Annotated in this window: 15 protein-coding genes; all 15 read left to right on the plus strand. The window is 67.8% G+C overall.

Going from position 1 to position 19,799, the window contains the following annotated elements; translation table 11 throughout:
• Window positions 1-57: 57 nt before the first annotated feature.
• On the plus strand, window positions 58-870 hold the full coding sequence (locus ABQ137_RS04070; protein WP_349778171.1) for a type II secretion system protein N: 813 nt from the start codon (window positions 58-60) through the stop codon (window positions 868-870).
• Window positions 867-2,948: a type II secretion system secretin GspD gene (gene gspD / locus ABQ137_RS04075; protein ID WP_039530864.1), complete on the plus strand. Its 2,082-nt coding sequence runs from the start codon at window positions 867-869 to the stop codon at window positions 2,946-2,948. The genes ABQ137_RS04070 and gspD overlap by 4 nt, the downstream gene beginning before the upstream one ends.
• 4 nt (window positions 2,949-2,952) lie before the next feature.
• Entirely contained in the window at window positions 2,953-4,440 is a 1,488-nt protein-coding gene (gene gspE / locus ABQ137_RS04080; protein ID WP_349781270.1) for a type II secretion system ATPase GspE, read from the plus strand.
• A complete protein-coding gene (gene gspF / locus ABQ137_RS04085; protein ID WP_349781272.1) occupies window positions 4,427-5,623 on the plus strand; it encodes a type II secretion system inner membrane protein GspF in 1,197 nt (398 codons plus the stop codon). Before gspE ends, gspF begins: the two co-directional genes overlap by 14 nt.
• A gap of 28 nt (window positions 5,624-5,651) precedes the next feature.
• On the plus strand, window positions 5,652-6,116 hold the full coding sequence (gene gspG, locus ABQ137_RS04090) for a type II secretion system major pseudopilin GspG (protein ID WP_054591901.1): 465 nt from the start codon (window positions 5,652-5,654) through the stop codon (window positions 6,114-6,116).
• Window positions 6,117-6,143: 27 nt separating this feature from the next.
• Window positions 6,144-6,626 (plus strand): GspH/FimT family pseudopilin, encoded by a 483-nt coding sequence (locus tag ABQ137_RS04095; RefSeq protein ID WP_104553695.1) that lies wholly within the window; start codon window positions 6,144-6,146, stop codon window positions 6,624-6,626.
• Window positions 6,610-6,990, plus strand: a complete 381-nt coding sequence (gspI, locus tag ABQ137_RS04100) for a type II secretion system minor pseudopilin GspI (RefSeq protein WP_184516101.1) — start codon at window positions 6,610-6,612, stop codon at window positions 6,988-6,990. The genes ABQ137_RS04095 and gspI overlap by 17 nt, the downstream gene beginning before the upstream one ends.
• On the plus strand, window positions 6,987-7,610 hold the full coding sequence (gene gspJ / locus ABQ137_RS04105) for a type II secretion system minor pseudopilin GspJ (RefSeq protein WP_184516104.1): 624 nt from the start codon (window positions 6,987-6,989) through the stop codon (window positions 7,608-7,610). Before gspI ends, gspJ begins: the two co-directional genes overlap by 4 nt.
• Window positions 7,607-8,599, plus strand: coding sequence for a type II secretion system minor pseudopilin GspK (gene gspK, locus ABQ137_RS04110; RefSeq protein ID WP_349781276.1), 993 nt, complete (start codon window positions 7,607-7,609; stop codon window positions 8,597-8,599). The genes gspJ and gspK overlap by 4 nt, the downstream gene beginning before the upstream one ends.
• Complete coding sequence (gene gspL / locus ABQ137_RS04115; protein ID WP_349781278.1) at window positions 8,596-9,684, plus strand: type II secretion system protein GspL; 1,089 nt, start codon at window positions 8,596-8,598, stop codon at window positions 9,682-9,684. Before gspK ends, gspL begins: the two co-directional genes overlap by 4 nt.
• A complete protein-coding gene (locus ABQ137_RS04120; protein WP_349781280.1) occupies window positions 9,681-10,157 on the plus strand; it encodes a type II secretion system protein M in 477 nt (158 codons plus the stop codon). Before gspL ends, ABQ137_RS04120 begins: the two co-directional genes overlap by 4 nt.
• 32 nt (window positions 10,158-10,189) lie before the next feature.
• On the plus strand, window positions 10,190-10,873 hold the full coding sequence (gspN, locus tag ABQ137_RS04125) for a type II secretion system protein N (RefSeq protein ID WP_503021193.1): 684 nt from the start codon (window positions 10,190-10,192) through the stop codon (window positions 10,871-10,873).
• Between the two features lie 724 nt (window positions 10,874-11,597).
• Window positions 11,598-14,306 carry a TonB-dependent receptor gene (locus tag ABQ137_RS04130; RefSeq protein WP_349781282.1) on the plus strand — a complete coding sequence of 903 codons (2,709 nt, stop codon included), beginning with the start codon at window positions 11,598-11,600 and terminating at the stop codon, window positions 14,304-14,306.
• A gap of 159 nt (window positions 14,307-14,465) precedes the next feature.
• Window positions 14,466-17,360, plus strand: coding sequence for a beta-galactosidase GalA (gene galA / locus ABQ137_RS04135; RefSeq protein ID WP_349781284.1), 2,895 nt, complete (start codon window positions 14,466-14,468; stop codon window positions 17,358-17,360).
• The gene (locus ABQ137_RS04140) at window positions 17,357-19,792 is read left to right on the plus strand and encodes an alpha-N-acetylglucosaminidase (protein WP_349781286.1); all 2,436 of its coding nucleotides are present in this window, start codon (window positions 17,357-17,359) and stop codon (window positions 19,790-19,792) included. Before galA ends, ABQ137_RS04140 begins: the two co-directional genes overlap by 4 nt.
• Window positions 19,793-19,799 lie beyond the last annotated feature (7 nt).

The following is a 19,799-nucleotide window of genomic DNA, read 5'->3' on the forward strand; positions in this document are numbered from 1 at the left end:
TCTTCGAACTGACACATTGCTGCCGCATTCTGTCATCCGACCGCAATCCTGAGACGGATGTCCGCTTTGCAGCGCGCTTTGCCCTCCTTGAAACCCCTGATGTCGGCGCGCGGCCGCAGCGCACTGGCCTGCGTGCTGCTGGCCTTGCTCGCGTTGCAGTGCGCGCGCGTGATGTGGTTGGTGATCGCCCCGATCGGGCCGTTGGGCACCACCCAGGTCACCACGCCTGCACAGGCGGAATTGCCGGTACTGCGCCGCGATGTGTTCTATCGCAGCGTTGCGGAGGCGAGTAGCGACGGCATCGTGTTGCATGGCGTACGCGCGGGTGGCGCGCAAGCGGCTGCGTTCCTGAGCAGCGGCGACGGCAGGCAGGGGGCGTATCGCATCGGCGATGGCGTGGTGGCTGGCGTGACGGTGCAGGCGATCGCGAGCGATCACGTGCTGCTGCGTACCGGTAGCGGCGTGCGACGTCTGGCCTTGGTGGAATCCACCGCGTCTGCGGCGGCCACATCGCCGGCAACGACCACGACTGCAGCAGCGGGCGGCGCACCTGCGGTGACGTCGAATGTCGGCACCGCGGCCGGCACGGCCACGGCGGCGGCCGTCGACCCGCAACAACTGCTGACCACCGCCGGCCTGCGTGCAAGCGAAGACGGCAGTGGCTTCACCGTGATGCCGCGCGGCGATGGTGCGCTGCTGCGCCAGGCCGGCCTGGCGCCGGGCGATGTGCTCACCCAACTCAATGGCCGCACGCTCGATGCCGAACACCTGCGCGAGCTGCAGGACGAACTGCGCGATGGCCAGGCGGCCACGCTGACCTACCGCCGCGACGGCCAGACCCACACCATGACCTTGAAGCGCCCGCAATGACTGCTGCCCGCCCCAGATGGCTGTTTTCGGCCACGTTGTTGCTCGCCCTGCCGGCGGTGCCGATGCTGTCGCTGCATGCCGCCGATGCGCCGGCCGTGCGCCTGCAGGATGTGGACCTGCGCGCCTTCATCCAGGATGTGTCGCGTGCCACCGGCATCACCTTCATCGTGGACACGCGCGTGCAGGGCACGGTCAACGTGGCGCGTGCGCAGGCGATGTCGGAACAGGATCTGCTCGGCATGCTGCTGGCGGTCTTGCGTGCCAATGGCTTGATCGCGGTGTCCAGCGGGCCGTCGACCTACCGCATCATTCCCGACGATACCGCTGCACAGCAGCCGGCCAGCGCCGCCAACGGCAACCTGGGATTTGCCACGCAGGTGTTTACCCTGCAGCGTGTGGATGCGCGCAGCGCCGCGGAGATCCTCAAGCCCTTGATCGGGCGCGGCGGCGTGATCATGGCGATGCCGCAGGGCAACAGCCTGTTGATTGCCGATTACGCCGATAACCTGCGCCGCGTGCGCGGCCTGGTCGCGCAGATCGACACCGACCGTGCGGCGATCGACACGGTGAGCTTGCGCAATAGCTCTGCGCAGGAACTGGCGCGCACGCTGACCTCGCTGTTCGGGCAGGGGGGCGAGCGCAGCAATGTGCTGTCGGTGTTGCCGGTGGAAAGCAGCAATTCGCTGATCGTGCGCGGCGACCCGGCGCTGGTGCAGCGGGTGGTGCGCACCGCGGTGGATCTGGACGGGCGTGCCGAACGTCGCGGCGATGTCAGCGTGGTGCGGCTGCAGCACGCCAGCGCCGAGCAATTGCTGCCGGTGTTGCAGCAGCTGGTCGGGCAGACCCCGGGCAACGAGGCGCAGCCCGGGCAGGACACGCGCTCCAACGCGGTGGATGTGGCCGCCGCTGCTGCGGGCGCTGCACAGACGCAGGTGATCACACCGGCCGCCGGCAAGCGCCCGGTGATCGTGCGCTACCCCGGCTCCAACGCCTTGATCATCAATGCCGACCCGGAAACCCAGCGTGCCTTGATGGATGTGATCCGTCAGCTGGACGTGCATCGCGAGCAGGTGCTGGTCGAAGCGATCGTGGTGGAGATCTCCGACACCGCCGCCAAGCGTCTGGGTGTGCAGCTGTTGTTGGCCGGGCGCAATGGCACGGTGCCGTTGATCGCCACGCAGTACAGCGGCGCCTCGCCGGGCATCGTGCCATTGGCCGCAGCGGCGGCCGGCACGCGCAGCAACAACGGCGACGACGATTCGGTGCTGGAACAGGCGCGCAATGTGGCCGCGCAATCGCTGCTGGGCCTGAGCGGCGGCCTGATCGGGCTGGCCGGGCAAAGCAACGATGCGGTGTTCGGCATGATCATCGATGCGGTCAAGAGCGACACCGGCTCCAACCTGTTGTCGACCCCGTCGATCATGACCCTGGACAACGAGCAGGCGCGCATCCTGGTCGGGCAGGAAGTGCCGATCACCACCGGCGAAGTGCTGGGCGCGGCCAACGACAACCCGTTCCGCACCATCCAGCGCCAGGACGTGGGCGTGGAGCTGGAAGTGCGCCCGCAGATCAATACCGCCGGCGGCATCACCCTGGCGATCAAGCAGGAAGTCTCGGCGATTGCCGGGCCGGTCAGCGCGCAGTCGTCGGAGCTGGTGTTCAACAAGCGCCAGATCGAAACCCGCGTGGTGGTGGAAAACGGCGCCATCGTCGCGCTCGGCGGCCTGCTCGACCAGAACGACCGGCAGACCGTGGAGAAGGTGCCGCTGCTGGGCGATGTGCCCGGGCTGGGCGCGCTGTTCCGGCACAAGTCGCGCAATCGCGACAAGACCAATTTGATGGTGTTCATCCGCCCGACCATCATCCGCGACGCGGCCGATGCGCAGCGCATGACCGCGCCGCGCTACACCTATCTGCGCGATCGCCAGTTGGCCGATGGCGACCCGGAAGCCGCGCTCGATGCGTTGGTGCGCGACTACCTGCGTGCGCAGCCGCCGCAGCTGCCGGCCGCGCCATCGTCGGCCGTGCCCGCACCGGCAACAACGCCTGCGCCCGGCGCGCGTCCCGCGCAGCGCTGATGCCATGAACACCGCGCGCGCCAGCATTTCCTACGCGTTTGCCAAGCGCCACGGCGTGGTGCTGCTGGGCAGCGACAGCGCCGCGCAGATCGGCCTGCGCGAAGGCGGCGACGTGCAGGCGCTGATCGAGCTGCGGCGTGCGCTGGGCATGCCGTTGCAGGTGCGCACGCTGGCGCCGTCGGTGTTCGACCGGCATGTGTCGGAGATCTACGCCGATGCCGGCATGGATCAGGGCGTGCAGGTCGAGGCGCTGGACCTGCACGGCAGCCTGGATTCGTTGATCGACGACATCCCCACCGCCGATCTGCTCGACAGCCAGGACGATGCGCCGATCATCCGCCTGATCAACGGCATCATCGCCGAGGCCGCGCGCCTGGGCGCCTCGGACGTACATCTGGAGTCCTACGAATCGCGGCTGCGCGTACGCCTGCGCGTGGATGGGGTGATGCGCGAGGCGGCCACCTTGCCCGGACGCATCGCGCCGTTGCTGGTGTCGCGGGTCAAGGTGATGGCGCGGCTGGATATCGCCGAAAAACGCATCCCGCAGGATGGCCGCGTGTCGCTGGTGATGGGCGCCAAGGCACTGGACGTGCGCGTGTCCACGCTGCCGACGCGCAGCAGCGAGCGGGTGGTGCTGCGCATCCTGGACAAGGAGCAGGGCACCTTGTCGCTGGCCCAGTTGGGCATGCCACCGGCGGTGATGCACACCGTGCAGCGCGCCCTGCAGGTGCCCAACGGCATCGTGCTGGTGACCGGGCCGACCGGCTCGGGCAAGACCACCACCCTGTATGCGGCGCTGAGCCTGCTCAACGATGGCTCGCGCAACATCCTCACGGTGGAGGACCCGGTGGAATACGCCATCGACGGCGTCGGCCAGACCCAGGTCAATGCACGTGTCGGCATGACCTTCGCGGCCGGCTTGCGCGCCATCCTGCGCCAGGATCCGGACGTGGTGATGATCGGCGAAATCCGCGACGCCGAGACCGCGCAGATCGCCGTGCAGGCCAGCCTCACCGGCCACCTGGTGCTGTCCACCGTGCACACCAACGATGCGGTGGGCGCAGTCACGCGGCTGCGCGACATGGGCATCGAACCGTTCCTGCTCGCGTCGAGCCTGCGGCTGATTCTGGCGCAGCGCCTGGTCCGTCGCCTGTGCACGCAGTGCCGCGCACCGCGCCTGCTGGATGCCAGCACGCGGCAGATGTTGCAGGCGCCCGACGATGCAACCATCTACGCCGCCGTGGGCTGCGCGGCCTGCCACCACAGCGGTTATGCCGGGCGCGTGGGCATTTACGAAGCCATCGCGGTGGACGATGCGATGCGCCGCCTGATCGGCGACAACGCCGACGAGGATGCCCTGGCGGCAGCGGCCTTCGCACGCGCAGCGCGCCTGGGCGATGCCGCGCGCGCCGCTGTGCTGCAAGGCCTCACCACGCTGGAAGAAGCGCTGCGGGTCACCCGCCAGCAGGACGATGCGCATGCCGCGGTTTGACTACACCGTGCTCGACCTGCATGGGCACAGCCGTCAGGGCGTGATCAGCGCGGACACGGTACAGGCTGCGCGTGCGCAACTGGAGCAGCGGCAGTGGGTGCCGGTACGCGTGGAGGCGGCGGTGGCGGCCAGCAGCGTGCGTCCGGCGCGTTTCAGCGGCAAGGATCTGGTGCTGTTCACCCGGCAACTCGCCACGCTGGTGGAAACCGCGCCGCTGGAAGAAGCGCTGCGCACCATCGGCACGCAATCCGAGCGGCGCGGCGTGCGCCGGGTCACCGGCCAGACGCACGGGCTGGTGGTCGAGGGCTTCCGCCTGTCCGATGCGATGGCGCGCCAGGGCATGGCGTTTCCGCCGCTGTACCGCGCGATGGTGGCCGCGGGCGAGAGTGCCGGTGCGCTGCCGCAGGTGCTGGAGCGCCTGGCCGACCTGCTGGAGCGGCAGGCGCAGGTGCGCAGCAGGCTGCAGTCTGCGTTGGTGTATCCGGCGGCGTTGGCCCTGACTGCCGGTGCGGTGGTCATCGTGCTGATGACCTTCGTGGTGCCCAAGGTGGTGGACCAGTTCGATTCGATGGGCCGCGCATTGCCATGGCTGACGCGCGCGGTGATCGGCGTGTCTAACTTCCTGTTGCATGCAGGCATTCCGTTGCTGGTGGCACTGGTCATTGCGGTGATCGCAGCGCTGCGCCTGCTCAGGCGCCCGGAGTTACGCCTGGCGGCCGACCGTACGGTGCTGCGCGCGCCCTTGCTCGGCCGGTTGATCCGCGACCTGCACGCCGCACGCATGGCGCGCACGCTGGCGATCATGGTCAACAGCGGGCTGCCGCTGATGGAAGGCCTGATGATCGCCGCGCGCACTGTCGACAACCGCGCCTTGCGGCTGGCCACCGACAACATGGTCACGGCAATCCGCGAGGGCGGCAGCCTGGCCGCGGCGATGAAGCGCGCCGGCGTGTTTCCACCGACGCTGCTGTACATGGCCTCCAGCGGCGAAAACAGCGGGCGCCTGGCGCCGATGCTGGAGCGCGCCGCCGATTATCTGGAGCGCGAGTTCGCGTCGTTCACCACCGCGGCGATGAGCCTGCTGGAGCCGGCCATCATCGTGCTGCTCGGCGGGGTGGTGGCGGTGATCGTGCTGTCGATCCTGCTGCCCATCCTGCAATTCAACACCCTCGCGCTTGGTTGAGCGCGGCCGCCCATCCCTGGAGATCCTCATGCAGTCCATCCATCACCGCCAACGTCCTTGCTCGCTGTCCTCGCAAGCGCGAACGCGCGGCTTCACCCTGGTCGAGTTGATGGTGGTCATCGTCATCATCGGCCTGCTGGCCACGGTGGTGATGATCAACGTGATGCCCAGCCAGGACCGCGCCATGGTCGAGAAGGCGCGTGCCGACGTGGCGGTGCTGGAGCAGGCGCTGGAGACCTATCGCCTGGACAACCTCAGCTACCCGAGCACCGAACAGGGCCTGCAGGCCTTGCTCAATGCGCCGAGCGGATTGACCCGGCCCGAGCGCTATCGCCAGGGCGGCTATATCCGCCGCCTGCCGGAAGATCCGTGGGGCCATGCGTATCAATACCGCCGCCCGGGCCGCAGTGGTGGCTTCGACGTCTACTCGTTCGGTGCCGATGGTGCCGAAGGCGGCGACGCCGACAATGCCGATGTCGGCAACTGGCGCTGAGTCGCAGCGGTGCTCGCGCAACCGGCCATGGCAAGGCAAGCACGGGCATGTGCGTCGCGGGCGCAGGCGCGCGGCTTCACCCTGCTCGAACTGCTCGCCGTCCTGGTGATCACCGCACTGGCCAGTACGCTGGTGGTGCTGACCTTGCCCGATACGCGACGCGACCTGCACGACCAGGCCGATGCATTGGCCAGTGCCCTGCTGCACGCACGCGACGAAGCCATCCTGAGCCTGCGCATGGTCGAGGTGACCGTGGATGCAGGTGGCTACAGGTTCCGCCGCCAGGCGCAGCAACGCTGGGTGCCGCTGGATGAAAAACCGTTCGCCGCGATGCGCTGGCCTGCCGGCGTGCAGACGCAGTTGCCGGTGGGCGGGACGCAGTTGAGCGTGCGCTTCGATCCCACCGGTGCGGCCACGCCGCAACGCATCGCGCTGGCCGACGGCCAGCAGCAGCTGCAGGTGGTGGTGGACGCCGCCGGCGTGGTACGGGTCGATGCGCCCCTGCGGTAATCCCCATGCCTGCGCCGGGTTTTCGCTGCTCGAACTGATGGTCGCGCTGGCGATCTTCGGCATGGCCGTGGTTGGCCTGCTGAACCTGTCCGGCGAAAGCACGCGCACCGCGGTGGTGCTGGAAGAGCGCGCCCTGGCTGCGGTGGTTGCGGAGAATCAGGCGATCGACGCAATGCTGGCGCCCACCGCCGCAGCAGTGGCGCCGGCGAACGGGCAGGAAATGCTGGGCGGACGCAGCTGGGACTGGCGGCGTACGTCGATGCCGGCCGGCAGTACCGGCATCGTGCGCATCCAGGTGCAGGTGCGCGCTGCAGCGCAGGCGCAGGAAATCGCCAGCCTCAGCGTCTTGCGGAGCGCCGAATGATGCGTGTACGTCGCAGCGCAGCGGGCAGTCGTGGCAGCGCGGGCTTTACCTTGATCGAGCTGCTGGTCGCCCTGGCGGTGTTCGCGCTGGTGGCAGTCGCGGCGGTGGTGGTGATGCGCCAGAGCATCGACCAGCGCGATGCAGTGCGTGCACGTTTGCAGCAGGTCCGCGAGTTCCAGCTTGCACATGGCCTGTTGCGCAGCGACCTGCAGCAGGCCGCAGTGCGGCGCACGCGCAACAGTGAGGGCGGCGCTGCACGCACCGCGTTCATCGCCAGCCCGCCCGGTGTGCCGGGGCCGCTGTTCGGATTTGTGCGACGCGGCTGGAGCAATCCGGATCAGGCGCCGCGCGCGTCGCTGCAATACGTGGAATACCGCGTGGTCGATGGACGCCTGGAGCGCAGTGCACGCCCCGCACTCGACGGTGCAATCGCCGGTCCGCCGCAGGTGGTGTTGCGTGGGGTGCGCTCGGCGGTGGTCGGGTTCCATTATCGCGCGCAGTGGAGCGATGGCTGGAGCGGCGGGCTCGACGCGCTGCCGGATGCGATCTCGCTGGAGCTGGACCTGGAGCAATGGGGCCGCGTGCGCCAGTTGTTCCTGCTGCCGGAGGGGCGCGGATGAAGACCTTGAACGCATGCAGGCAGCAACGCGGCGTCGCACTGCTGACGGTGCTGTTGCTGGTGGCGGTGATGACGTTGCTGATGGTCGCAGTGCTGGACGATCTGCGCTTTGGCCTGCGCCGCAGCGGCAATGGCGAGGCGATGACGCAGGCGCAGTGGTATGCGTTGGGCACCGAAACCATCGCCCGGCAACGCCTGCAGGCACTGGCCAGGCGCGACCCGATGCGTACCACGCTGGAGGGTGGCTGGAACGATCAACCGGTGACCTTTCCGCTGGACGACGGCGCAGTGAGCGTGCGGCTGCGCGACCGCGGCGGCTGCTTCAATCTCAACAGCGTGGTCGCCGGTGCGCCCGAGCAATGGCAGCGCAGCGACGACGGCGCAGCGCAGTACCGCGCCTTGCTGGCGGTGCTGGGCATCGCACCGCAACAGGCGCAGGCGCTGACCGATGCGCTGGTGGACTGGATCGACAGCGACAGCCAGCCCGGTGCGCAGGGCGCCGAAGACGATCGCTACCTGCAATCGGCAGTGCCGTTGCGCAGCGGGGCGACCCTGCTGGCGGGCGTCAGCGAGCTGCGTGCCATTGCCGGCTACACGCCGCAGGTGATCGCGCAGTTGCGGCCGCATGTGTGCGCACTGCCGGAGGCGCGGCTGTCGCCGGTCAACATCAATACGTTGCGTCTGCAGGATGCGCCGGTGCTGGTGGCGCTGACCGAAGGCGCCCTGGAGTTGCCGGCCGCGCGCCGCGTCATCGCCGCGCGGCCGGCCGGCGGATGGCGCGACGTCAAAACCTTCCTGAGCCAGCCAGCGCTGATCCAGGCCGAGCTGTCCAATGCAGTGCTGGAACAGATCGAATTACGTACCCGTTATTTCTCCCTCTACAGCCAGGTCGACCACGCCGACGCACAAGTCGTGCTGGACGCCTTGCTGCAGCAGGATCCTGCCGGGCGCGTGCGGCTGGTGGCGCGCCAATGGAGTTTCGACGAATGAGTACCACCTTGCTGTTGCTGCCCGCCGATGCCACCGCGCACGCGATCGCCGTGCGTGTGGACGCGCATGGCCAGGTACTGTCGCAGCGTGTGGCCAGCGCGCCGTATGAACCGTCCGCACGCACAGTGCTGGTGGTGCCGGGCGTGGATGTGCATCTGCGCTGGCTGAGCCTGCCTGGCCGCAGCATCGCGCAGTCGGTCGCGGCCGCGCGCCTGCAACTGGCCGAACATCTGGCTGTGGAGACGTCGGCCCTGCATGTGGTGATCGCCGATCGCAGCGAGGCCGATGGCACGCGCCTGGTCGCTGCGGTGGATGGCGCAACAATGCAGCAGTGGTTGGCGCGCGCAGCGCAGCTGGGCGTCGTCCCCGATGCGGTGGTGCCCGATTGCCTGTTGCTGGAGCCCGCCGCGGACGCTGCGGCGGCAGTGGTGGACTGGGACGGTCGCTGGCTGATCCGTGGCGCAGGCCTGGCCTGCAGCCTGGAGCCGGAGGCTGCGCGCATGCTGCTGGGCGCGCGCGCGCCGGCACAGCCGCCAGCGCACGACACCGCGCACGCCATTGCCTGCCTTGCACAAGGCGCCACGCGCGCACCGATCAACCTGCTGCAACACGCGTTCGCTGCGCGGCCGGCCGCGCAGCACACGGTCACTACGCGCCGTCTTGCGGCGCTGGCCGCACTGGTACTGCTGTCGCCGCTGGTGCTGGTGCTGGCGCAGACACTGCGCTACGAAATCGGCGCGCGCCTGCTGCAATCGCGCGCCGCCGCGCAGTTGGGCGTGCGCGATGCAGCGGCGCTGCCGGCCGCGCTGCAGGCACGCCGGCATACCGGGGCAGCGGCCGATCGCCTGGCCATGCAGCTCGGCGACTTGTTCGCAGCGGTCGATGCCATGCCGGCGGCGGAACTGGATCAGATCGACTATCACGCCACCCAGCCGCTGCGCGGCACCCTGCTGCACGCCGATGGCGCCAGCCTGCAACAGCTGTCCACGCGGCTGGCCGGGCAGGGGTGGCAACTGCAGCCCGGCAGCAGCCAGGGCGAGGACGATCGCCTGCGGACGCCGTTCGCGCTGGAGCCATTGCGATGACTGCACCTATGCAACGCGGCATGCAGTGGTGGCAGACGCGTGCGCCGCGCGAGCGGCTGATGCTGGGCGTGATGTGCGCTGCCGTGGCCGCGTTCGTCGCCTGGTATGCGCTCTACACCCCGTTGCGGCACTGGCGTGCCCAGGCGCAGGCGCGCTATGCCGCTGCGGCGCAGCTGGTGCTCGATGCATCTGCGCAGGCATCGGCGAGCAGGCGTACCGCTGCTCCTGGTACGGCGGCACTGAACGAGCTCATCGCAAGCAGCGCACGCGAAGCCGGCGTCGGCATCACCGCCCAGCAGCGCAACGCAGCGGGCGGGGTGGACGTGCAGATCGATGCGGTCAGCGCCGCCAGCTTGTTCGGCTGGCTGGAGCGGCTGCGCCAGGCGCATGACCTGGCGCCGACGCAGCTGAGCATCGTGCGCGACCAGGGCCAACTGCGGGTACGCTGCGGGTTTACGGAGCCTGCACCGTGACGCGCCTGCGTTGGACCCTGGTCTTTTTGTTGATGGTGGGCGTTGCGCTGCTGGCATGGCTGCCCCTGCGCCTGGTGTTGCCACGCGAGGGCTTGCCGTTCTCGGCGCTGGACGTGGAGGGGCCGGTGTGGGCCGGCACCTTGCGGCAGGTGCAATGGCAGGGCATCGCCTTCGGCGATGTCATGGTGCGGCCGCGCATCTGGCCGCTATTGCGTGGACAGCGCCAGGTGCACCTGCAGGCCCCGCAGCTGCAACTGCTGCTGGTGGATGGCGCGCAACACGGTATCGGCGATGCGCAGGGCCAGCTGCTGTTGCGCCAGCCGGCGGGCATGGCCTTGATCGATCTGGCGGTGGAGCTGCAGCAGGTGGATCTGCTGTTCGATGCCACCGGTTGCGTGCAGGCAGGTGGCCGGGTCGGCCTGCAACTGCTGGCGAGCGGGGCGGGCGAGCTGCCCGGTCTGCCGCCGTTGCGCTTGTCCGGGCAGCCGCGGTGCGTGGATGACAGCGTCGTGCTGAGTCTGCTGCCCGATGCACCGTTGCCTGCCGGCGTGCAGGCCGATGCACAGCTGCAAGTGTGGCGCGATGGGCGTTGGCAATTGCAGTCACGCATCGATCCGGGGCAGGACGAAGTGTTGGGCGTGGGCCTGCAGTTGCTAGGCTTTGCCGCCACCCCGGAGCGCAGCTTGTTGCGCATCGACCAGGGGCAATTGCGCTAGGACTGCTGTTACGCGCGGCGCGGCGAGAAATCTGTCGCCTGCACCATTAGCGTGCATGCCTGGTGGCTGGCGTCTTCATCGCGGCCGCTGCGGTGGCACACTTCATTGATCTGTTGACAACGTTGTCGGCGTAGGACCCTGCGTAGTCATTGCGCCAGTTGCTGGGTTGCTTCGATAAGGCAGAAGTGCTGCTTCCGATACACGGGAGCGTGCGGTATGGACTGTGATCCAGCCCGCAACGCGTGTGCTGCGGCCCACACATTCCGGACCCACCGGAATTGGTCTGGTTACCGGGGATTGGTCAGAGACTGGTCCTGTGACAACGATGCCCGCCACGCACCCAAATGATCCTTTGTGCACCGTCGAAGGTCTTGAAAAGCAGGGCTCAGACGCGTTCGCAGCCGCCGGTCAAACACTTTCGGCAGTGATTGTTGACAGGATCTTTTAAAGACCATAAGAATCAAATCCACTGAATTGGTATTTGCCAGTCAGGGCCGTTGATCAGCAATGGCATGCGATGTCCGTCCTGGGAGGGAGGCGGCATCGGCACCCACGGGGGGCCGTACGGGGTGCTCGCAGACAACAGATCGCAGGCGGTTCCGCACGTCCGGAACTGGTGGCCTGTGCGCGTGTGGGTGGGTTGCCCAGCGTCGTGATCTGTCTTTGCTGATCGATCGGAATGCCAGCCGCGTCGTCGTCCAGCCATTCCACCTCAGGATCTCCCATGTCACCTGTCCCGCGTGCCTCGTTGCGTTGTTGTTCGCCCTCCTCGCTGTCAGTCGCCATCGCGCTGTCGCTGCTTGCCTGCGGTGCCAGTGCGCAGACGCAACAATCGCCGCCGCCGGCATCGGCGCAGATCTCCCAGCTCGATACCGTCAAGGTCACCAGCTCCTACCAGAAGAGCCTGATCACCGCGATGGACAACAAGCGCGACGACGTGCGCATGACCGATGGCATCTCCGCACAGGACATCGGCAAGTTTCCTGCCGAGAACATCGCCGAGGCGATCCAGCGCATCCCCGGTGTGCAGATCTCCACCATCAACGGGCGCGGCTCCACCATCAGCGTGCGTGGTCTGGGCCCGCAGTATTCGGCCACCACCATCAACGGCCAGGTGATCAAGAGCGCCGACTTCACCGACGGGTTCCGCTACGACATCATCCAGCCGGAAGTGGCCGCCGGGATCGAGGTGATCAAGTCGCCCTCGGCGGACATGGATGCCGGTGGCCTGTCCGGCACGGTCAACATCAACACCACCAAACCGCTGGACTACCAGCAGACCAAGTTGCTGTTCTCGGCCAAGACCCAATATGCAGAGTTCGCCGGTGGCTCGCCCACGCCCAAGGGCGTGCTGACCTATATCGACCAGTTCAAGTTCGGCGGTGGCGATCTGGGCGTGTTCCTCAGTGCCGGCTACCAGAAGCTCAAGGACCGCGCCGATTATCTGTGGATCGACCGCTGGTACACGCAGGACACCGACGCCGGCACCTTGTACATCCCGCGTCGTCCACGCTATCGCTCGATCGAGCGCGAGACCACGCGCAAGATGTTCAATGGCGGCCTGCAGTGGAAGCCCAACGACCAGCTGGAGATGAACCTCACTGCGCTGTATTCGCAGGACAAGACCGCCAACGACATGAACCAGCTGGTGTACTCGTTCGAGCGCAGCCCGCTGACGGTGCTGCAGACCAACGGCCTGACCGCCACGCAGGTGTCGGCATCGGACTACTGGCTGGAAAACAACCGCCAGATCGAACAACACGATCTGTCCACACAGTTGCTCACCTACGACTTCAAATGGAAGGGCGATGCCTGGACGCTCAGCGGCGCGGCCAATTACACCCAGGGCAAGACCGACGAGAACGAACGCGCCGCGATCCTGGGCCGGATCCCCTCGGCGACGCTGCTGGATACCTCCAATCCCGACGCGATCTCGCTGACCACCGATGCCGACGCCACCGATGCCAGCGCCTGGGACAAGCGCAATCTGGTGCGCAGCGAGTACCCCAACGGCTCCATCCAGTCGCTCAGCAACAAGGAATGGTCGCTGCAGCTGGATGCCGAACGGTATCTGGAGCTGGGTGCGTTGAATGCGGTGCGCTTCGGTGCCAAATACCGCCGCGAAACCTTCGAGCGCGACGTGCGCCGGCGTGACTTCCTGTATCTGCTCAGGACCGGTGCGGTGTCGGGCTTCGACATGTTCCCGGAGCTGTCGGCCGCCAACAGCACGGTGAGCAACTTCCTCGACGGGCAGCTGGCCTCGCAGGACAGCTGGGTCACCCCGGATATCGCGGCCTACGCGCGCTCGCTGGCGGCGGCCGGCATCAGCGTGCCGGTGCTGTTCGCACCGCAGAGCAGCTACAGCATCGAGAACGACATTTCCTCGGCCTATGCGATGGCGCGCATCGATACCGACATCGGCAGCATGCGTCTGCGCGGCAACCTCGGCCTGCGCTACGAAAACACCAAGCGCACCACCGACACCTACCTGACCCAGGCGCAGGCTGCCAGCGACGACGCCAATGTGGTGATCGGCACCGCGCGCGCGCCGTACGAGTATTCCAACTGGTTGCCCAGCCTGAATCTGGTGCTGGACATGCGCGACGACCTGCTGCTGCGCTTTGCCGCCGCCAAGGTGCTGGTGCGGCCGATCCTGGACAGCAACACCGCCATCGCCTCGACCATCTCCACCGGCACCAATACCGGCGGCACCACCACCTATGTCGTCACCCAGGGCCAGACCGATCTGAAGGCACTGACCGCCGACCAGGCCGACCTGAGCCTGGAGTGGTACTACGGCAACGGTGGCGCGCTGACCGTGGCCGGCTTCTGGAAAAACATCAAGAACGGCACTTTCAACAGCATCGTCTGCCCGGCCGCCTTCAACGGCACCGCGCTGTCCAGCAATGCGGCCGGCGACTGCGTGGACAGTGGCGGCGATATCTACGAGATCACCGCCACCACCAACGACCCGAGCAAGGTCAAGATCCGCGGTTACGAACTGGGCTGGACGCAATCGCTGGATGCCTGGCTGCCGATCGACGGCTTCGGGGTGACCACCAACTTCACCCGGGTGATTCCGCAGCGCGATACCGATTTCCAGATCCGCAACCTGTCCGAGCAGACCTGGAACGCCACCGCGTACTGGGAGAGTGCGCATTATTCGGCGCGCGTTTCGCTCAACCATCGCAGCGAGTACGAACAGGACAGCAGCGACAGCTTCTTCGCGCGCGAAGGCCACACCATGAAGGCGCGCACCCAGCTGGATGCGGTGCTCGGCTATCAGGTCAACGACAGGCTGAGCTTCCAGCTCGGTGGCCTGAATCTCACCAACCGCACCGAGCAGGCCTACAAGGACATCGCCAGCCGCTGGCAGATGACCGGCGTCACCGGCCGCAGCTACTACCTGTCGATGCAGTGGGACATGCTGTGATGCCGGGCCAGCGAGCGCTGCGCCGGCAGGCATCGCTGCGGGTGGCAGCCAGCAGCGCAGGCATTGCCGCAGGTGTGATGGACGCGCGCCATGCAGTGGCCGCGCGCGCGCCGCATGCGTCACGGAGCGCGCCTGCGGTGCAGGCTGGCGGGCGCCATCATGCGCAGGCGTGAGTTCCTTGCCGGCAGCGTCTGCGCCTCGTCGCTGCTTGGCGTGCCGGCGCTGCTGTCTGGCGCGGCGAACGCTGTAGCGCCGCGCGCGGGCAGTGGCGGCACGCCGCGTCCCGCGCCACCGCCAGCGGGCACCGATGGCGCAGGCCAGTGGCTGGACCTGGACGAGGGCTGGCGCTTCCATGCCGGCGATCTGCCGCCGCCGCGCCTGCTGGCGCAGGACGAGACTTACGACAACGCCAAGGCCGGCCGCGCCTGGGGCGCAGCGGCGCCGGACTACGACGACACCGGCTGGCGACAGCTGCAACTGCCGCACGACTTCGTGGTGGAGCAGGCGGTGCGCGCCGACGCCAACATCGCGCAGGGCTATCGCCCGCGCGGCATTGCCTGGTACCGGCGCACGCTACGGCTAGACGAGTCCGTGCGCGGCCAGGCGGTGGAACTGCGTCTGGACGGCATCGCCAGCCATGCCACCGTGTGGGTCAACGGCATGCTGATGGCGCGCAGCTGGAGCGGCTACAACGGGCTGGTCATCGATCTCACGCCGGTCGCGCGCTACGGCAATGCCGTGAACAGCATCGCCATCCGCGTCGATGCCGAGGCGATGGATGGCTGGTGGTACGAAGGCGGCGGCATCTACCGGCACACCTGGCTGGTGCTGCGTGCGCCCTTGCATATCGCCGGCGATGGCCTGGCGGCGGCGCCGCGCGAAGGCCCGGGCGATCTCTGGCAGCTGCCGGTGCAACTGGACCTGGTCAACAGCGGCGAACAGCCTGCCGAGGCGTGGGTGGATGTGGCGCTGCGCGACCCAGACGGTGTTGTCGTGGCGAGTGGCGAGACGCAACTGCGCGTGGCTGCATTCGGTACCGTGCAGGCGGCCATCAGCATGTCGGTGCCGCAACCGCAGCGCTGGAGCGTGGACAGGCCGGTGCTGTATCGGGTGCAGGCCAGCGTGCGTGGCGCAGACGGCCGCAGCGACCGTGCCGAGTGCGAGATCGGCTTTCGCAGCCTGCGCTTCGATGCCGACCACGGCTTCTTCCTCAATGGCCGCCCGCTCAAGATCAAGGGCGTATGCCTGCATCAGGACCATGCCGGCGTCGGGGTGGCGCTGCCCGATGCCTTGCACGCGTTTCGCCTGCAGCGCCTGAAGTCGATGGGCTGCAATGCCATCCGCCTGCATCACGCGGTGGCACCGGAACTGCTGCAGGCCTGCGACCGGCTCGGCATGCTGGTGATGGCCGAGAACAGGCTATTCAATCCCGCACCCGAGTATGTGGCGCTGCTGCAGAACATGGTGCGGCGCCAGCGCAACCATCCCAGCGTGTTCCTGTGGTCGCTGCTCAACGAGGAGCCGCTGCAGGGCACCGCCACCGGTTACGCGATCATGGCGCGCGCTGCCAGCGCCGTGCGCGCGCTCGACGACAGCCGCCCGATCACCGCCGGCATGAACGACGGCATGTTCGCCACCCGTGGCGCGGCCGATGTGGTGGACGTGCTCGGCTTCAACTACCGCCAGTTCAACTACGACCGCGTGCATGCGGCGCGGCCGCGCACGCCGATGCTGTCCAGCGAGGACACCAGCGCGTTCCAGACCCGCGGCGCGTGGTTCACCGACCTGGACGCGCACGTGGTGGCCGAAGACGACAGCCTGGCCGCGGACTGGGGCAATACCCACCGCCGCGCCTGGCAGCTGATTGCCGAACGCCCGTTCGTCGCCGGCGGTTTCGTGTGGACCGGCTTCGATTATCGCGGCGAACCCACACCGTTCGAATGGCCGTCGGTGGGCGCGTTCTTCGGCATCATGGATCAATGCGGATTTGCCAAGGGGGCCTACTGGTTGCGCCGCGCGCTGTGGATCGACGACGCGCCGGTGCTGCACCTGTTGCCGCACTGGAACTGGCCGGGTCGCGAAAGCCGGCCGATCAAGGTGATGGCGTTCTGCAATGCCGCGCAGGTGGAGCTGTGGCTCAATGGCCGCTCGCTGGGCAAACAGGCGGTGGATCGCGCGCAGATGAATCAGTGGCAGGTGGACTATGCGCCGGGTGTGCTCGAAGCGGTGGCCTGGCGCGACGGCCGCGAGGTGGCGCGTACGCGGGTGGAAACCACCGGCGCAGCGGTTGCGCTGCGGCTCACGCCCGACCGCCCCCAGCTGCGCGGCGATGGCCGCGATGCGCAGCCGGTGACATTGGAAGCGGTGGATGCGCAAGGTCGCCACGTGCCCGATTGCAATGCAATGCTGACGCTGCAGATCAGCGGTGGCCGCTTGCTGGGGGTTGGCAATGGCGACCCGAATGCACACGCCGCCGATCAGGGCATGCAAGTGGCCCTGTTCAACGGGCTGGCGCAGGCGATCGTGCAGGCCGAGCGTGGCGCAGGCGTATTACGGCTGCAGGCGCGCAGCGCAGGCGTGCGCGATGCGGTGGTCGAGATCGCGTGCGTGACGGTGCCGCTGCCAGCCACGGTGCCGATCGTGGCGCCGGTGATGGTGGTCGAAAGCTGGCGCCACACCGCCGCCTTCGCGCAGCCGCCGGCGCCGGATCTCTCGCGCCGCCCCAACGACAACAACAGCTGGAGCAACACGTTGCCCGGCACCCTGGAAACCGCGCCCGAACGCGCCGGCTACGTGTTGTACCGCACCCGGTTCACGCCGTGGCAGGGCGTGCAGGCCCACGGCGGCATGCTCGACCTGGGCCGCCTCAGCGGGCCGGCGCAGGTGTTTCTGGATGGCCGTGCAGTGACGCAGGCGGCGGCCGGTACGCCGATCAAGTTGGCGCTTGCACCCGCAGCCGGCGCGCGCACGCTGGCGGTGATCCTGCAGGTCGCTGCGGATCAACCGTTTGGATTCCACGACGTCGTCACCGTGCAGTATCGGAACTCGCCATGATTACCTCATCGTTTTTCCCGTCCTCGCCCGCGCGGCTGTTCGCCGGCGCAGTGCTGGGCGCATTGCTCGCCATTCCCCTTACCGTGCTGGCCACACCACCCGCACAGGCGGTGCTGCAACGCCTGATCGACGCACGCGCCGCCCAGTTCGAGATGCGCGTGGCGCCGCGCGGCGACGGCGCGGACTGGTATCGCATCGATGCCGGCGGCGACACGGTGCGCATTGCCGGCTCCTCGCAGGTGGCCTTGGCGCGTGGCGCCTACGCTTATCTGGGCCAGGCCGGTGCAGCCTCGATGAGCTGGGAAGGCGACCGCGTGGCGCTGCCGGCGCAATGGCCGGCCTACAGCAGCGGCCAGGTGCGCACGCCGTTTGCGCATCGCGCCTATCTCAACACCTGCACCTACGGCTACACCACGCCGTTCTGGGACTGGCCGCGCTGGCAGCGCGAGATCGACTGGATGGCGTTGCACGGCATCGACATGCCGCTGGCGATGGAAGGGCAGGAGGCGATCTGGCAGGCGCTGTGGCGCGAGTTCGACGTGGGCGATGACGCGCTGGCGGAGTATTTCTCCGGCCCCGCATTCACCCCGTGGCAGCGCATGGGCAATATCGAAGGTTATCGCGCGCCGTTGCCGCAGCAATGGATCGACAGCAAGCGCGTGCTGCAGACGCAGATCCTCAGCCGCATGCGCGAGCTGGGCATGCAGCCGGTGCTGCCGGCGTTTGCCGGCTACGTGCCCAAGGCATTCGCGCAGGCGCATCCGAACGCGCGCATCTACCGCATGCGCGCCTGGGAAGGTTTCCACGAAACCTACTGGCTGGATCCGCGCGATCCATTGTTCGCCCAGGTCGCGCGCCGGTTTCTGGAGCTGTACACGCAGGCCTACGGTGCAGGCGAGTTCTATCTGGCCGACGCCTTCAACGAGATGCTGCCGCCGGTGGCCGACGACGGCAGCGACGTGGCCGCCGCCAAGTACGGCGACAGCATCGCCAACTCCGATGCCGCACGTGCCAAGGCCGTGCCGGCGGCGCAACGCGATGCACGCCTGGCCGAGTACGGGCAGGCCTTGTATCGCTCCATCGCGCAGGTCAATCCGCAGGCCACCTGGGTAATGCAGGGCTGGCTGTTCGGTGCCGACCGCGAGTTCTGGCAACCGCAGGCGATCGCCGCGTTTCTCGGCAAGGTGCCCGACGCGCACTTGATGGTGCTGGACATCGGCAACGACCGCTATCCCGGCACCTGGAAGTCCTCGCAGGCGTTCGACAACAAGCAGTGGATCTATGGCTACGTGCACAACTACGGCGCCAGCAACCCGGTGTACGGCGACTTCGCGTTTTATCGACACGATCTGCAGGCCTTGCTGGCCGATCCGGACAAACGCAATCTGCGCGGCTTTGGCGTGTTTCCGGAAGGGCTGCACAGCAACTCGGTGGTCTACGACTATCTCTACGCGCTGGCCTGGGAGGGCCCGCAGCAATCCTGGTCGCAATGGCTCACGCAATACACCCGCGCGCGCTACGGCCGCAGCGATGCGGCCTTGCTGCAGGCCTGGTCGGATCTGGAAGCGGGCATCTACCAGACCCGCTACTGGTCGCCGCGCTGGTGGAACAAGCGCGCCGGCGCGTATCTGCTGTTCAAGCGGCCGACCGCCGACATCGTCGGCTTCGACGACCGCCCCGGCGATCCGCAACGCTTGCGCCGCGCCATCAATGCTTTGCTGCAGCAGGCCCACCGCTATGCCGACGCGCCGCTGTACCGCTACGACCTGATCGAAGACGCACGGCACTACCTGAGCCTGCATGCCGACCGTCAATTGCAGGCGGTGGTGCAGGCCTACGACGCCGGCGACCTCGCGCGCGGCGATGCGCTGCTGGCACGCACCACGCAACTGGTGCAGGGGCTGGATGCACTGGTCGGCGGCCAGCACGAAACCCTGGCCGACTGGACCGGCCAGGCCGCTGCGGCCGCCGGCAACGATGCCGCACTGCGGCGTGCCTATGTCGGCAATGCACGTGCGCAGGTCAGCATCTGGGGCGGCGACGGCAACCTGGCCGATTACGCATCCAAGGCGTGGCAGGGCATGTACGCGGATTTCTATCTGCAGCGCTGGACGCGCTTTCTCGGCGCATACCGCGCCGCACGCAAGGCGGGCACACCGTTCGACGCAGCGACAGTCAACGCGCAGCTTGCCGCGTGGGAGCGCCAATGGGCCGCGCAGGACGAAGTGCCGAAGCGACAGCCACCCCGCGACCCACTGATCCTGCTACGCAGCTTGCTGGCGCAGGTGGACGCGCCTGATGGTTTGCAACGTGCGATGAAACACAATGTGCAAGGCAGTAGGCGCGATGCAATGCAAGGCATTGCCCAAGGTGACGTGCACGGCATGGCGCACGATGCCATTCGCAGCACCCCGCAAGGCACTGCCCAATGAGCAGATG

The organism is Xanthomonas sp. WHRI 8393 (assembly GCF_040203315.1).
In the GTDB taxonomy this organism is placed as follows: Bacteria; Pseudomonadota; Gammaproteobacteria; order Xanthomonadales; family Xanthomonadaceae; genus Xanthomonas; species Xanthomonas arboricola.

What these genes read in the sequence shown, in the direction of transcription:
- ABQ137_RS04070 (WP_349778171.1), top strand. Translation starts at nt 58, where the DNA reads ATGTCCGCTTTGCAGCGCGCTTTGCCCTCCTTGAAACCCCTGATGTCG.
- gspD (WP_039530864.1), top strand. Translation starts at nt 867, where the DNA reads ATGACTGCTGCCCGCCCCAGATGGCTGTTTTCGGCCACGTTGTTGCTC.
- gspE (WP_349781270.1), top strand. Translation starts at nt 2,953, where the DNA reads ATGAACACCGCGCGCGCCAGCATTTCCTACGCGTTTGCCAAGCGCCAC.
- gspF (WP_349781272.1), top strand. Translation starts at nt 4,427, where the DNA reads ATGCCGCGGTTTGACTACACCGTGCTCGACCTGCATGGGCACAGCCGT.
- gspG (WP_054591901.1), top strand. Translation starts at nt 5,652, where the DNA reads ATGCAGTCCATCCATCACCGCCAACGTCCTTGCTCGCTGTCCTCGCAA.
- ABQ137_RS04095 (WP_104553695.1), top strand. Translation starts at nt 6,144, where the DNA reads ATGGCAAGGCAAGCACGGGCATGTGCGTCGCGGGCGCAGGCGCGCGGC.
- gspI (WP_184516101.1), top strand. Translation starts at nt 6,610, where the DNA reads ATGCGCCCCTGCGGTAATCCCCATGCCTGCGCCGGGTTTTCGCTGCTC.
- gspJ (WP_184516104.1), top strand. Translation starts at nt 6,987, where the DNA reads ATGATGCGTGTACGTCGCAGCGCAGCGGGCAGTCGTGGCAGCGCGGGC.
- gspK (WP_349781276.1), top strand. Translation starts at nt 7,607, where the DNA reads ATGAAGACCTTGAACGCATGCAGGCAGCAACGCGGCGTCGCACTGCTG.
- gspL (WP_349781278.1), top strand. Translation starts at nt 8,596, where the DNA reads ATGAGTACCACCTTGCTGTTGCTGCCCGCCGATGCCACCGCGCACGCG.
- ABQ137_RS04120 (WP_349781280.1), top strand. Translation starts at nt 9,681, where the DNA reads ATGACTGCACCTATGCAACGCGGCATGCAGTGGTGGCAGACGCGTGCG.
- gspN (WP_503021193.1), top strand. Translation starts at nt 10,190, where the DNA reads ATGGTGGGCGTTGCGCTGCTGGCATGGCTGCCCCTGCGCCTGGTGTTG.
- ABQ137_RS04130 (WP_349781282.1), top strand. Translation starts at nt 11,598, where the DNA reads ATGTCACCTGTCCCGCGTGCCTCGTTGCGTTGTTGTTCGCCCTCCTCG.
- galA (WP_349781284.1), top strand. Translation starts at nt 14,466, where the DNA reads ATGCGCAGGCGTGAGTTCCTTGCCGGCAGCGTCTGCGCCTCGTCGCTG.
- ABQ137_RS04140 (WP_349781286.1), top strand. Translation starts at nt 17,357, where the DNA reads ATGATTACCTCATCGTTTTTCCCGTCCTCGCCCGCGCGGCTGTTCGCC.